This is a genomic window from Ancylobacter sp. G4_0304 (assembly GCF_047501495.1).
GTDB lineage: Bacteria > Pseudomonadota > Alphaproteobacteria > Rhizobiales > Xanthobacteraceae > Ancylobacter.
This window is the reverse complement of record NZ_JAZDRM010000011.1, coordinates 91,717-105,449: the sequence shown is the minus strand read 5'-3', so window position 1 is coordinate 105,449 and position 13,733 is coordinate 91,717. Positions and strand designations below refer to the sequence as shown.

The following is a 13,733-nucleotide window of genomic DNA, read 5'->3' as shown; positions in this document are numbered from 1 at the left end:
ATCATCAACGCGATCTTAGGAGCGGGCGGGTGATGTACCAGTTTCACGCGGCGAAAGCACCCCGAGGAACGCAGATGTCGGCCATCCGCAAAGCCATCGGCCTGATGAGCGGGACGTCACTGGACGGCATCGACGTCGCGCTGATCGAGACCGACGGCGAGGACATTCACCTGTTCGGGCCGGGGCGGACCTATGTCTACGCTTCCGAAACGCGGGAATTGCTGTTCCGCGCGATTGCCGATGCGCGGGAGGTGACCGACCGGAACGCGCGGCCGGGCATTCTGGCGCGCGCCGAGCGACTCTCGACCGAGCGCCATGCCCAGGCGCTGGCCAGTTTTCTCAAAGAGTTCCCAGCCTATCGCGACGTCGACGTGATCGGCTATCACGGCCAGACCGTGCTGCACCGGCCGGAAATCGCGCTGACCGTGCAGATCGGCGACGGTCCGGCACTGGCGCGGGCGGCGCGAGGACTGACGACCGGCAAGACGACGCTGGTTTACGACATGCGCGCCGCCGATGTCGCCGCCGGCGGACAAGGTGCACCGCTGGTGCCGGTCTATCATCGGGCGCTGGCGCGTGGTCTCGGACCGGCCAAGCCGCTGCTGGTGCTCAATCTCGGGGGTGTTGCCAACATTTCTTACATCGACGGCATGCGCGATCCCATCGCCTGCGATACCGGGCCGGCCAATGCGCTGGTCGACGACTTCGTTAAATCCCGCACCGGCCTGCCTTTCGACGAGGACGGCGCCATCGCCAAAGCCGGGATGGTGGACGAGGCGGCGATCGAACGGCTGCTCGGCCACCCGTTCTTTCACCGCCCGCCGCCGAAGTCGCTCGATCGCAACGATTTCCGTGGCTGGGTCGAGGAGCACGGCGGCCTTGCCGGCATGAGCACGGCGGATGGCGCGGCGACGCTGACCGCGCTTACCGCCGCCTGTGTCGGGGCCGTGCTGCGCTTCCTGCCGGCTCGGCCGGAGCGGTTGATCGCTGCGGGCGGCGGTGCGCATAACCTGACGCTGCTGCGCATGCTTGGCGAGCGCACCGGCATCAAAACCGAGACCGCCGATGAGGTCGGTTGGTCGTCCGACGATATGGAGGCACAGGCCTTCGCCTTCCTCGCGGTGCGCAGCCTGCGCGGCCTGCCGCTGAGCTTTCCCGGCACCACCGGGGTGCCGGCGCCGATGACCGGCGGGGTCATCGTTGCGAACGAGCGGACAGTATCGGGATCGGCATAGTTCATCTGAATCGTGCATTCAGGAAAGCTGAATATTGCGACAAGTCGCCCCAATATTCCTGAAACGCAATGGTGCAATGCATACACGAATGATGCGCTGCAACAATATTCGCTTATCTTGAGGGCTCCCGGAAGTCCGGCTCGCCAGGCAGGCAGCTTCCCGATTAACACGCCTGGACAGAACCTTGTGGAGCCTTCGATGCGCACGACCTTTCGCCCGCTTGAGCTGTTAAGCGACCTCATTCCGCTCGGCCTGATCGCCGCCCTTCTCGCGATCGCCCTGCTCGTTCCCGCCCGCGCCGAGGAGAGGTCGTCCGGCCTTCGTCCCGAGGCGGCGCAGGTCATCAATATCGGCTACGTCAACGGCGTGGCCTATTACACCGACGAAGCGGACGGCTACCATGTCGTCGCCACGCTGAGCGTCGCCGGCGGCGCCCCGATCCGCGTCGCGGCCACGTTGCAGCCGGAGCAGGCGGTGAGCTTCTCGGTTCCCGGCGCGGTGGAAACCTCCCCGAGCGTGGTCGAGATCGCCCGGCGCGGCGACCGCGTGACCGTGACCAACCCGGCCCAGCTCGTCTTCAACTGAGCTTTTAGACCCCCGCACAGCAAAAAGCCCGGCGTGATGAGCGCCGGGCTTTTCGTATGTGAGACGCCCCGAAGGGGCGCGAAGGCTCAGGCCGCGGTGATCTTCTTGATCGCGGTGCCGGGCAGGCGCTTGTCGAGATAGCCGCCGATCACTTCCATCAGATCCTCGGTCTTGCCGTCGAAGAAGTGGTTGGCGCCGGGGACGGTCTGCTGGTCGATGACGATGCCCTTCTGCGTCTTCAGCTTCTCGACGAGGCCGGTGACGGCGGAGAACGGCACCACCGCGTCCTTGTCGCCGTGCACGAACAGGCCGGAGGACGGGCAGGGGGCGAGGAACGAGAAATCATACAGGTTCGCCGGCGCGGCGATGGAGATGAAGCCCTCCACCTCGGGGCGGCGCATCAGAAGCTGCATGCCGATCCAGGCGCCGAAGGAGAAGCCGGCGATCCAGCAGGCGCGGGCGTCCGGGTTGATCGACTGTGCCCAGTCCAGCGCGGCGGCGGCATCCGCCAGCTCGCCCTGGCCATGGTCGAACGAGCCCTGCGAGCGGCCGACGCCGCGAAAGTTGAAGCGCAGGGTCGAGAAGCCCCGGTTCACGAACTGGTAATAGAGGTTGTAGACGACCGGGTTGTTCATCGTGCCGCCGAACTGGGGGTGCGGGTGCAGGATGATGGCGATCGGCGCGCGACGCGTCTTGGCCGGCTGGTAGCGGCCTTCGAGCCGCCCCTTCTCGCCGGTAAAAATGACCTCAGGCATGAAGTTCGTGACCTTGGGGGTGCGGCGCGGGCCGGATCGTGGTCCTTTGGAAACAGCGGCGGATGATCCGCGCTCGTCCCCTCCGGGCTCCTGATTACCGCCGGCGCCTTGACGACACAGGGTAGGGACCTTAACTTATTAGAATAATTCTAATATTCTACGCTGGATTGCATCGGTTGCAGATTCAATTGTGCGACACGATATCTTCCAGCAGCAGAAGAGTTGGCCAAGCTATGAAGGAGATGGCCCTTTTTTGCAAGCATTGCGAAAGGCCGGCCCCCTCGGCGAGGCTTTTCCCTATATAGGGTGGGCCGTCCGGATTTCGAGCCCGTGGATGACATGAACGAACGCGTCTATCTCGATCACAATGCGACCTCGCCGATCCGCCCCGAGGCGGCGCGGGCGATGGCCGACGTCTTCGCGGTGACCGGCAACCCCTCGTCGATCCATGGCGAGGGGCGCGGCGCGCGCCAGGAGATCGAGGCCGCGCGGGCCCATGTCGCCGCTTTGGTCGGGGCGGGCGCGCGCGGGGTGGTGTTCACCTCCAGCGGCACCGAGGCCGACGTGCTGGCGCTGACGCCGCATTATCAGCGCGGCGGCGAGGACGTCCCGCTCGACGTGCTACTGGTGAGCGCGGTGGAGCATTCCGCCGTGCTGCGCGGCCATCGCTTCGCGCCGGAGAAGGTCGAGGTGCTGCCGGTCGACGCGCGCGGGCGGTTGGACCTCGGCGCGCTGGAGGCTGCGCTTTCCCGTCATGCCGCCGCCGGCCGCCGGGCGCTGGTCTCGGTGATGCTGGCCAATAACGAGACCGGCGTGGTGCAGCCTGTGGCGGAAGCCGCGCGCCGTGCGCATGGCCATGGCGCGCTGGTGCATAGCGACGCGGTGCAGGCGGCGGGACGCATCGATGTCGACGCCCGCGCGCTCGGCGTCGACCTGCTCTCGGTGTCCGCGCACAAGATCGGCGGCGCGCCCGGTGCCGGCGCCCTTGTGCTGGTGGACGAGGAGCTTCGCCCGGCCGCGCTGATCGGTGGCGGCGGGCAGGAGCGCGGGCTGCGCGCGGGCAGCGAGAACGTGCCGGCGATTGCCGCTTTCGGGGCGGCGGCGCAGGTGGCGAGGGTCAGTTTAGAATCAGAACAAATACGTATCGCTGCCTTGCGCGATCGGCTTGAAAGCGCTCTAAGGTGCGAGTTTCCCGAGCTTGTCCTGCTGGTCGGCGATGTCGACCGGCTGCCGAACACCACAAGCCTGTCGCTGCCGGGCGTGCCGGCGGAGACCATGGTGATCGCGCTCGATCTGGCGGGGCTGGCGGTGAGCGCCGGTGCGGCCTGTTCGTCGGGCAAGGTCGGCCCCTCTCATGTGCTGTCCGCCATGGGGGTGCCGGAGCGTATCGCGCGTTCGGCCTTCCGCCTGTCGTTCGGCTGGTCGAGCGGGGAAGAGGATGTCGACCGGGCGCTCGGCGTGTTCCGCCGGGTGATGCCGGGCCTGCTGCGCCGCTCGCGCGCGGCGTAGGGCGAAGCCATCCGGGCGCACCTTTCATACGGCGCCCGTGTCGAAGACTTGTTGACCTGACCCGCGGGCCTTGAACCCGCGTGGGAGAGGAGAGAGACGATGCCGGCCGTACAGGAGACAGTGGAGCAGGTCCGCTCCATCGACGTCGATCAGTACAAATACGGGTTCTTCACCGATATCGAGTCGGAGAAGGCGCCGAAAGGGCTCGACGAGAACACCGTTCGCTTCATCTCGGCCAAGAAGAACGAGCCGGAATGGATGCTGGAATGGCGCCTTGAGGCGTTCCGTCGCTGGCAGACCATGCGCGAGCCGGACTGGGCGCGCGTGAGCTACCCGGCCATCGACTATCAGGACCTGTATTACTATTCCGCGCCCAAGGCGAAGGATGGGCCGAAGTCGATCGACGATATCGACCCGGAGATCCTTGCAACGTACGAGAAGCTCGGCATCCCGCTGCGCGAGCGCGACGCGCTGCTCGGCATCGAGAGCACCGGCGGCTCCAAGGTGGCCGTGGACGCGGTGTTCGATTCCGTCTCGGTGGCGACCACCTTCAAGGAGGAGCTTGCCAAGGCCGGCGTGATCTTCATGCCGATCTCGGAAGCGATCCGCGAATATCCCGAGCTGGTGAAGAAGTATCTCGGCTCGGTGGTCCCGGTCACCGACAATTTCTTCGCGACGCTGAACTCGGCGGTGTTCTCCGACGGCTCGTTCGTCTACGTGCCCAAGGGCGTGCGCTGCCCGATGGAGCTCTCGACCTATTTCCGCATCAACGAGCGCAATACCGGCCAGTTCGAGCGCACGCTGATCATCGCGGATGAAGGCGCCTATGTGAGCTATCTCGAAGGCTGCACGGCCCCGATGCGCGACGAGAACCAGCTCCACGCCGCGGTGGTCGAGCTGGTGGCGCTGGCCGATGCCGAAATCAAGTACTCCACCGTCCAGAACTGGTATCCCGGCGACAAGGACGGCAAGGGCGGCATCTTCAACTTCGTCACCAAGCGCGGCGACTGCCGGGGCGATCGTTCCAAGATTTCCTGGACCCAGGTCGAGACCGGCTCGGCGATCACCTGGAAGTACCCGAGCTGCATCCTGCGCGGCGACAACTCGCAGGGCGAGTTCTACTCGATCGCGATTTCCAACGGGCGCCAGCAGGTCGACAGCGGCACCAAGATGATCCATCTCGGCAAGAACACGTCGAGCCGCATCATCTCCAAGGGCATCGCGGCCGGCTACTCGGACAACACCTATCGCGGCCTCGTCACAGCGCACAAGAAGGCCACCGGCGCGCGCAACTTCACGAACTGCGACAGCCTGCTGATCGGCGACAAGTGCGGGGCGCACACCGTGCCCTATATCGAATCGAAGAACGCCAGCGCGCATTTCGAGCATGAGGCGACGACCTCGAAGATCTCCGAGGACCAGCTGTTCTACTGCCGCCAGCGCGGCCTCGATCCCGAGGAAGCCACCGCGCTGATCGTGAATGGCTTCGTCAAGGATGTGCTCCAGCAACTCCCCATGGAGTTCGCGGTGGAAGCGCAGAAGCTGATCTCGGTGAGCCTCGAAGGCTCGGTGGGCTGACGGCGGCCTGAACACGCAATCGTCATCCCGGACGCGGCGGCGCCGCGAGCCGGGATCGTCTCCTAGGATTACAGCGCGCTCCGGCACCGGCCGGGATACCGCGCGTCACGATGGAATGAACGTCATGGCCATGCTCGACATCGATAACCTCCACGCCAAGATCGACGGCGACGAGGGCAAGGAAATCCTCAAGGGTCTCTCGCTGAAGGTGAACCCCGGCGAAGTCCACGCCATCATGGGGCCGAACGGCTCCGGCAAGTCCACGCTGTCCTACATCCTCGCCGGCAAGGAGGACTATGAGGTCACCGACGGCTCGGTGACGCTCGACGGCGAAGACCTGCTGGAGATGGAAATCGACGAGCGCGCCGCCAAGGGCGTGTTCCTCGCCTTCCAGTACCCGATCGAGGTGCCCGGCGTCGCCACCATGACCTTCCTGCGCGCGGCGCTGAACGCCCAGCGCAAGAAGCGCGGCGAGGCGGAAATCTCCACCCCGGACTTCCTGCGCCTGGTGAAGGCCAAGTCCGGCGCGCTCGGCATCAACCCGGACATGCTCAAGCGCGGCGTGAATGTCGGCTTCTCCGGCGGCGAGAAGAAGCGGATGGAAATCCTCCAGATGGCCATTCTGGAGCCGAAGATCTGCATCCTCGACGAGACCGATTCCGGCCTCGACATCGACGCGCTGAAGGTGGTGTCGGAAGGCGTGAACGCGCTGCGCTCGCCCGATCGCGGCATGATCGTCATCACCCATTATCAGCGCCTGCTCAACCACATCGTCCCGGACTTCGTGCATGTCATGAACAAGGGCCGCATCGTGCGCTCCGGCGGCAAGGAGCTCGCCCTTGAGCTCGAAGCCAATGGCTATGCCGAGTACCAGCAGGACGCGGCGTGAGGTGGCTGAGATGAACGCTGACATCCGTCCGATAAGGACCCCGGCCGAGCAGGCGCTGGTGAGCGCGCTCGGCACGCTGCCCGAGGCCGGCGGTGGCCGGCTCGCCGATCTGCGCCGCGCCAGCGCCCGCGCCTTCGTCGAGAATGGCCTGCCGCACCGGCGTGTCGAGGAATGGAAGTACACCGACCTGCGCAATCTGATGCGCGAGGCGGTGCCGCTGGCGTCGCCCGCCACGGTGGCGCAGGCGGACGCCCGCGCGCGGCTGCTGAACGGCGCGGAGGTGCGCCGCATCGTCGTCGCCAATGGCGCGGTGGTGCGCGAGCTGTCCGATCTCGACGCCCTTGAGAGCGGCCTGACCATCTCCACCCTCGCCGACGCGCTTGCGAGCGGGGATGCGGTGCTCGGCCAGCTCGGCGGCATCGTGCCCGCGCGCTACGACGCGGCGCTGGCCCTGAACACAGCACTGGCGAGCGATGGCCTCGTCATCACGGTCGCGCCGGGCGCTCAGATCGAACGTCCGGTCCATATCGCGCATGTCTTCGCCGGGGATATCGCGGCGGCGAGCTTCGCCCGTTCGCTGGTGATCGTCGGCGCCGGCGCGCACTTCACCTATGCCGAGAGCTTCGAGGGGCCGGATGGCCTCGCCTATCAGGCGAATGTGGCGACCGAGTTCGTGGTGGGCGACGAGGCCCATCTCGACGTGGTGCGGCTTCAGGAGGAGGGCGCCGCGGCGATCCACCTTGCCACGCTGCTGTTCGATGTCGGCCGCAATGCGCAGCTTCATGCCTTCGGCTTCTCCAGCGGCGCGGCGGTCGCCCGCACCTCGCTTTACGCGACGCTCTCGGGCGCCGACAGCCATGTCGCCTTCAACGGCGCGGTGCTGGTGAAGGGGCGCCAGCATGTGGATTCCACGCTGTTCGTCGACCACACCGTGCCGGGCTGCGAGAGCCGGGAGCTGTTCAAGCACGTGCTGGATGACAATTCCCGCGCGGTGTTCCAGGGCAAGATCGTGGTCCGTCAGGCCGCCCAGAAGACCGACGGGCGGATGATGAGCCGCGCGCTGCTGCTCGGCGACGATGCCGAGATGGACAACAAGCCGGAGCTGGAAATCTTCGCCGACGACGTCGCCTGCGGCCACGGCGCCACCTGCGGCGCGATCGACGAGGATCTGCTGTTCTACCTGCGCGCCCGCGGCATTCCGCTGAAAGAGGCGCAGAGCCTTCTGGTGCAGGCTTTCGTCGGCGAGGCCATCGAGACGGTCGAGAACGACGTGCTGCGCGAGGCGCTGGTCGAGCGCGCGGAAAGCTGGCTCAAGGCGCGGGGCTGATACCCGATGTCGTCATCCCGGACGCGGCACTGCCGCGATCCGGGATCGCTCTCAAGGAATGAGGGCCATTATCGGCCCGCGATCCCGGCTCCGCGCGTCGCGACGGCCGGGATGACGCCCTTTGGAGGGGCACTCGATGAGTGAGCCTGTCGCATTACACCCCGCGGTTTCCGGCGACCGCTATGACGTGAATCTGGTGCGGCAGGATTTCCCGATCCTGTCCAAGCAGGTCTACGGCAAGAAGCTGGTCTATCTCGACAACGGCGCCTCGGCGCAGAAGCCGGTCCAGGTGCTGGACCGCATGCGCTACGCCTATGAGAACGAATATTCCAACGTCCATCGCGGCCTGCATTTCCTCGCCAATGCGATGACCGAAGCCTATGAGCAGGCCCGCGAGCGCGTGCGCGCCTTCCTCAACGCGCCGTCGCTGGAAGAGGTGATCTTCACCCGCTCCGTCACCGGCGCGCTGAACCTCGTCGCCTCCTCGCTCGGCCAGTCGATCGGCGAGGGCGACGAGATCGTGCTCTCGATCATGGAGCACCACTCCAACATCGTGCCGTGGAACTACCTGCGCGAGCGCAAGGGCGCGGTGATCAAATGGGCGCCGGTGACGGAAGACGGCGCGTTCGACCTCGACGCCTTCAAGGCGCTGCTGACCGAGCGCACCAAGGTGGTGGCCATCACCCATATGTCCAACGTGCTCGGCACGGTGACGCCGATCAAGGAGATCGCCCGCCTCGCCCATGAGGTCGGCGCCGTGGTGGTGGTCGACGGCGCTCAGTCGAGCGTGCACATGCCGGTCGACGTGCAGGACCTCGATGTCGACTTCTACGGCATCACCGGCCACAAGCTCTACGGACCGACCGGCATCGGCGTGCTGTATGGCAAGCGGGCGCTGCTGGAGAAAATGCCGCCTTACGAGGGCGGCGGCGAGATGATCCGCACCGTCACCGAGGAGGGCGTCACCTATGGCGAGCCGCCCCACCGCTTCGAGGCCGGCACCCCGCCCATCGTGCAGGCCATCGGCCTCGGCGAGGCGCTGGTCTATATGGAGAGCCTCGGGCGCGAGCGCATCGCCGCGCATGAAGCCTCGCTCGCCTCTTATGCCCGCGAGCGCCTGTCGCGGATCAATTCGCTGCGCCTCTATGGCGACGCGCCGGGCAAGGGCGCGATCTTCGCCTTCGATATCGAGGGCGCCCATCCCCACGACATCGCCACCATCATCGACCGCGCCGGCGTCGCCGTCCGCGCCGGCACCCATTGCGCAATGCCGCTTCTGGGGCGATATGGTGTAACGGCGACGTGCCGGGCGTCGTTCGCGCTCTACAACACGCATGAGGAGGTCGACATTCTCGCCGACGCCCTCATCAAGGCTCAGGATCTGTTCGCATGAGCGAGACTGCAACCGACGGCCCGAACGTGCCGTCCATCGACTCGTCGATTCCGGCCGACGAACTCGAACGCCTGACCGACGATATCGTCGCGGCGCTGAAGTCCGTCTACGACCCGGAAATCCCGGTCGACATCTATGAGCTCGGCCTGATCTACAAGGTCGACATCACCGATGATCGGCAGGTGGCTGTCGAGATGACGCTGACCACGCCGAACTGCCCCTCCGCCGCCGAGCTTCCCGGCATGGTGGAAGGCGCGGTGGCGAGCGTCGGCGGCGTGGCCGGCGTCAACGTCAACCTCACCTTCGATCCGCCGTGGGACCAGGGCCGGATGTCGGAAGAGGCGCGGCTGACGCTGAACCTCTGGTAGGCCGCCCATGTCCGCGCCGCCGATCTCCGGTGTGGTCGAGACCGGGCTCTATGTCGACGATCTCCCCCGCGCCCGCGCCTTCTATGAGGACGTGCTCGGCCTGAAGCCGATGATCGCCGATGACCGAATTGCGGCCTATGACGCCGGTCCCGGCAGCGTGCTGCTGCTGTTCCTGCGCGGGGCGACGCTGGAACCGGTGACTATGGCGGAAGGCACCATCCCGCCCCATGACGGCCACGGCCCGCTGCACTATGCGCTGGGAATCCCCGCCGAGGCGCTGCCCGCCTGGGAATCGCATCTGGCGGCCGCGCAGGTGGCGGTCGAGGGCAGGGTCGACTGGAAGGGCGGCGGCGTCAGCCTCTATTTCCGCGACCCGGACGGCCATCTGGTGGAGCTGGCGACGCCGGGGCTGTGGCCGAACTACTGAGGACGGCCAGGCGGCGCAATGACGAGGGAGCGGGGCAGTCCCGCCGCTTGCGCCCTTGCCTGCGCCACGCGGATACCCCATCTTGAGCGTACCGATCCGCCGGCCTTGAACCGGCGTCGATTAGGAGATGAACGACATGGCCCTTCCCCGCTCCCGTCCGCCCGTCATGCGGCTCACCGACGCCGCCGCCGAGCGCGTGCGCTCCATCATCGCCCGCTCTGAAAAGCCGGTGGTGGGCCTGCGCGTCGGCGTGAAGAATGGCGGCTGCGCCGGCATGGAATACACGATGGAGTTCGCCGAGGAGGCCGGGCGCTTCGACGAGGTGGTCGAGGACAAGGGCGTGAAGGTGCTGATCGACCCCAAGGCGATCATGTATCTGCTCGGCACCGAGATGGACTTCAAGGCCGACAAGATGTCCGCCCAGTTCGTGTTCAACAATCCGAACCAGACCTCGGCCTGCGGCTGCGGCGAATCCGTGGCCATCACCCCGGTACGCGCCGAGGGTTTCGAGCCGCGCGCCTGAGGCCACGCCCCATGGACGCGGCGGCGATCGAAGATGTTTTTGCCGTCTTCGGTCCCGTGCGCGTGCGCGCGATGTTCGGCGGCAGCGGCATCTATGCCGACGGGCTGATGATCGCGATCTGCGTCGACGGTCAGATTTTCCTGAAAGCCGATGCCGCTTTGGCGGGCACGCTGCGCGCGGCCGGCGGCCGTGCCTTCACTTATGAAAAGCAGGGTAAGCCGGTGACCATGGGTTTCTGGTCGCTGCCCGAGAGCGCGCTGGACGATGGCGAGCAACTCGCCGCGCTGGCCCGGCAGGCTCTCGGCGTGGCGCGGGCGGCGGCGGTGGCGCGCACCCTGCCGCGCCGGCGCATGCGGCCCGGTAATCCGCGCGGCGAGTGAACCCGCGCCGCTCTCATCCGTTACGCCTTGGATGGCGATGACGGAGCACGGCATGAACCTCGAAGAACTCGGCAATCTGTTCGTCCTTTACGGGCTGAACGTGGTCTATGCGCTCGGCCTGCTGGTCGCGGGATGGTGGATCGCGAGCGTCCTTGAGCGCATGGTGCTGCGGGCTCTGGCCGCGACGCACCGGGTCGATCCCACCGTGGCAGGCTTCCTCGCCAATCTGTGCCGCTATGGCGTGCTGGTGTTCGTCGGCGTCGCCGTGCTCCAGCGCTTCGGCATCCAGACCACCAGCATCATCGCGGTGCTGGGCGCGACCTCGCTGGCCATCGGCCTCGCTCTGCAGGGCACGCTGACCAATTTGGCGGCCGGGGTGATGCTGCTGCTGTTCCGCCCGTTCCGCGTGGGCGATGCGGTGGAGGTCGGCGGCGAGTCGGGGACGGTGAAGGGCCTCTCGCTGTTCACCACCGAGATCGCGTCCGGCGACAATGTTCAGGTACTGATCCCGAATGGAAAGGTCTGGGGCTCGCCGATCGTCAACAAATCCGCCTACGATCTGCGCCGCTTCGATCTGGTGGTCGAGGTGAAGCCGGATAGCGATGTCGAAGGCCTGTTGGCGCGGGCCAAGGCGTTCCTGGAAGGCGACGCGCGCGTGAAGACGCAGCCGGGACCGTCTGTCGCCATCACCAAAATGGGGTTCGATCGGGTGGAGATCACCATGTCGGGCTGGGCAGCTCCAAGCGATGCCGGCGCGATCAAGACCGCGCTCACCACGCATGTACGCTCGCTGCTGCGACCCGCGCCGCCGCCGGCCGCGGAGGCCGAGGTGCCCGCGCGGCCCAAGCGCAGCACGGCCAAGGCCGGGGTGGCCGTTTAACGGGCAGGAGCGCTCCGTGTCGCCCGTCCGCGTCGCCCGGCGGCCAAGGCCCGCGTGCATTCGCGGGCCGGAGGCGTTTGTCAGCCGGCCTTGATGCGCACCGGGCGCAGCAGGAAGGCCGGGAGGTGCGAGGTATCCGCCGGCTCGTCGTGACGCGACGGGCGATCCTCATTGCGGCGCGGCGTGATCGGCGTCACCGGCGCGCGGGCCGGGCTGGCCTTGGCCGAGCCGTCCTTGCCGGCCGGGCGCGGGGCGCGTTCGGCACGCGGCTCACTGGCGGGCGCGGCGGCTTCGGCGGGAGCCGCGTCCTTGGCCGGACGGCGGCTGCGGCTGCGGGCGGGCTTGGCGACCGGCTCGCTATCCTGAACAAGCTCGGGCGCGGCGGCCTCGATCTCGGCCGGGGCGGCCGGGCGCTCCGTGCCGTCGCGGCGGCGGGCGGGACGGGCGCCCTTGCGCTCGCGCTCGCCGGAACCACGCTCCGAGGAGCGGGATTCGCCCCCGCGCGAGCTGCCGGAGCGGCCATGGCCGGAGCGCGCCTCGCGCGGCGGAGCCTCGCCGAGTTCCACGCCGTCTTTCCAGTCGATGGACTTGCCGATCAGCTTCTCGATCGCCGCCAGCGACTTGGTGTCGGCATGGGCGACGAGCGTGAACGCCGCGCCGGAGCGGCCCGCGCGGCCGGTGCGGCCGATGCGGTGCACATAATCCTCGGCGTGGTGGGGCGCGTCATAGTTGAAGACGTGGCTCACCGCCGGAATGTCGAGGCCGCGCGCGGCGACGTCGGAGGCGACCAGCAGGTTGGCTTCGCCGGTGCGGAACGCGTCCAGCGCCTGCATGCGCGAGCGCTGGTCCATGTCGCCGTGCAGGCACACCGCCTTGTAGCCGTGGCGCAGCAGCGACTTGTGAACGACCGCGACCTCGCTCTTGCGGTTGCAGAAGATGATGCCGTTCTGCAGGTTTTCCGCACTGTCGATAAGTTCGCGCAGCTTTTCGCGCTTCTCGTAATCCTCGCGGCCGGTCGCCACCAGCAGCTGGGTGATGTTCTCGCCGGTGGAGGAGGGGCGGGACGCCTCGACCTGCACCGGGTTGGACAGGAACTGCGAGACGAGGCGCTGGATTTCCGGCGGCATCGTCGCGGAGAAGAACAGCGTCTGGCGGGTGAACGGCACCAGCTTGCAGATGCGTTCGATGTCCGGGATGAAGCCCATGTCCAGCATGCGGTCGGCTTCGTCGATGACCAGGATCTCGATGCCGGAGAGCAGCAGGCGCCCGCGCTCGACATGATCGAGCAGGCGTCCGGGTGTGGCGATCAGCACATCGACGCCGCGCACCAGCTTGGCGTCCTGGTCGCCGAACGAGACGCCGCCGATCAGCAGCGCGACATTCAGCTTGTGGTTCTTGCCGTAGCGGGTGAAGTTCTCCTCCACCTGCGCGGCCAGCTCGCGGGTCGGCTCAAGGATGAGCGTGCGCGGCATGCGGGCGCGGGCGCGGCCCTGTTCCAGCAGGGTCAGCATGGGCAGCGTGAAGGCGGCGGTCTTGCCGGTGCCGGTCTGGGCGAGGCCCAGAACGTCGCGGCGCGCAAGCACATGCGGGATGGCCTGCGCCTGAATCGGCGTCGGCTCGGTATAGCCGGTGGCCTCGACAGCCGCGAGCACCTTGTCGCTCAGGCCCAGTTCGTTAAAAGGCATCTAGGATCAATTCTGCGGCAGCGCACCGCTCACCGGATCCCTCGAGCCGTAACCGGGGACGGGCTGCATCGTCTTCGCGCGGGGCGCATCGTTCGGACAGGTTAAGACGACGCGTTGCAACATAGGGACAAAGCCCCGAAAGTCAATGGATTTCGCGGCTGTCAAGAGTTTGCGGGCCGGTGTGGCCCGCGGGCTGCAC

General features: G+C 67.1%; 14 protein-coding genes. 12 read left to right on the top strand and 2 right to left on the bottom strand.

The genetic code is table 11. The features are described from left to right. Window positions 1-74: 74 nt before the first annotated feature. Window positions 75-1,235, top strand: coding sequence for an anhydro-N-acetylmuramic acid kinase (locus VRZ77_RS08630; protein ID WP_414592262.1), 1,161 nt, complete (start codon window positions 75-77; stop codon window positions 1,233-1,235). Window positions 1,236-1,433: 198 nt separating this feature from the next. Next, a complete protein-coding gene (locus VRZ77_RS08625) occupies window positions 1,434-1,820 on the top strand; it encodes a hypothetical protein (RefSeq protein ID WP_414592261.1) in 387 nt (128 codons plus the stop codon). A gap of 86 nt (window positions 1,821-1,906) precedes the next feature. Here the strand turns inward: VRZ77_RS08625 and VRZ77_RS08620 are convergent, their stop codons facing one another. Continuing rightward, window positions 1,907-2,575 (bottom strand): alpha/beta hydrolase, encoded by a 669-nt coding sequence (locus VRZ77_RS08620; RefSeq protein WP_241619148.1) that lies wholly within the window; start codon window positions 2,573-2,575, stop codon window positions 1,907-1,909. A 339-nt stretch (window positions 2,576-2,914) separates the two neighbouring features. On the opposite strand from VRZ77_RS08620, the gene VRZ77_RS08615 reads away from it, so the two are divergent. The 10 genes from VRZ77_RS08615 to VRZ77_RS08570 all read left to right on the top strand — a co-directional run bounded on the left by VRZ77_RS08615 (window position 2,915) and on the right by VRZ77_RS08570 (window position 11,849). Beyond that, a complete protein-coding gene (locus VRZ77_RS08615) occupies window positions 2,915-4,084 on the top strand; it encodes a cysteine desulfurase family protein (RefSeq protein WP_414592260.1) in 1,170 nt (389 codons plus the stop codon). Window positions 4,085-4,183: 99 nt separating this feature from the next. Then, window positions 4,184-5,662 carry a Fe-S cluster assembly protein SufB gene (sufB, locus tag VRZ77_RS08610; RefSeq protein WP_414592259.1) on the top strand — a complete coding sequence of 493 codons (1,479 nt, stop codon included), beginning with the start codon at window positions 4,184-4,186 and terminating at the stop codon, window positions 5,660-5,662. A 124-nt stretch (window positions 5,663-5,786) separates the two neighbouring features. Then, window positions 5,787-6,551 carry a Fe-S cluster assembly ATPase SufC gene (sufC, locus tag VRZ77_RS08605; protein WP_414592258.1) on the top strand — a complete coding sequence of 255 codons (765 nt, stop codon included), beginning with the start codon at window positions 5,787-5,789 and terminating at the stop codon, window positions 6,549-6,551. A gap of 10 nt (window positions 6,552-6,561) precedes the next feature. Continuing rightward, entirely contained in the window at window positions 6,562-7,878 is a 1,317-nt protein-coding gene (sufD, locus tag VRZ77_RS08600) for a Fe-S cluster assembly protein SufD (protein WP_414592257.1), read from the top strand. A gap of 136 nt (window positions 7,879-8,014) precedes the next feature. After that, window positions 8,015-9,271, top strand: a complete 1,257-nt coding sequence (locus VRZ77_RS08595) for a cysteine desulfurase (RefSeq protein WP_414592256.1) — start codon at window positions 8,015-8,017, stop codon at window positions 9,269-9,271. Then, window positions 9,268-9,639, top strand: a complete 372-nt coding sequence (locus VRZ77_RS08590; protein ID WP_414592255.1) for an SUF system Fe-S cluster assembly protein — start codon at window positions 9,268-9,270, stop codon at window positions 9,637-9,639. The genes VRZ77_RS08595 and VRZ77_RS08590 overlap by 4 nt, the downstream gene beginning before the upstream one ends. Before the next feature lie 7 nt (window positions 9,640-9,646). Further along, the gene (locus VRZ77_RS08585) at window positions 9,647-10,066 is read left to right on the top strand and encodes a VOC family protein (RefSeq protein ID WP_414592254.1); all 420 of its coding nucleotides are present in this window, start codon (window positions 9,647-9,649) and stop codon (window positions 10,064-10,066) included. Window positions 10,067-10,202: 136 nt separating this feature from the next. Next, entirely contained in the window at window positions 10,203-10,589 is a 387-nt protein-coding gene (gene sufA, locus VRZ77_RS08580) for a Fe-S cluster assembly scaffold SufA (protein ID WP_414592253.1), read from the top strand. An 11-nt stretch (window positions 10,590-10,600) separates the two neighbouring features. Next, window positions 10,601-10,969 (top strand): TfoX/Sxy family protein, encoded by a 369-nt coding sequence (locus VRZ77_RS08575; RefSeq protein WP_414592252.1) that lies wholly within the window; start codon window positions 10,601-10,603, stop codon window positions 10,967-10,969. Between the two features lie 52 nt (window positions 10,970-11,021). After that, window positions 11,022-11,849, top strand: coding sequence for a mechanosensitive ion channel family protein (locus VRZ77_RS08570; protein ID WP_414592251.1), 828 nt, complete (start codon window positions 11,022-11,024; stop codon window positions 11,847-11,849). An 80-nt stretch (window positions 11,850-11,929) separates the two neighbouring features. On the opposite strand, the gene VRZ77_RS08565 is transcribed toward VRZ77_RS08570, so the two are convergent. Then, entirely contained in the window at window positions 11,930-13,534 is a 1,605-nt protein-coding gene (locus VRZ77_RS08565) for a DEAD/DEAH box helicase (protein ID WP_414592250.1), read from the bottom strand. Window positions 13,535-13,733: the final 199 nt, after the last annotated feature.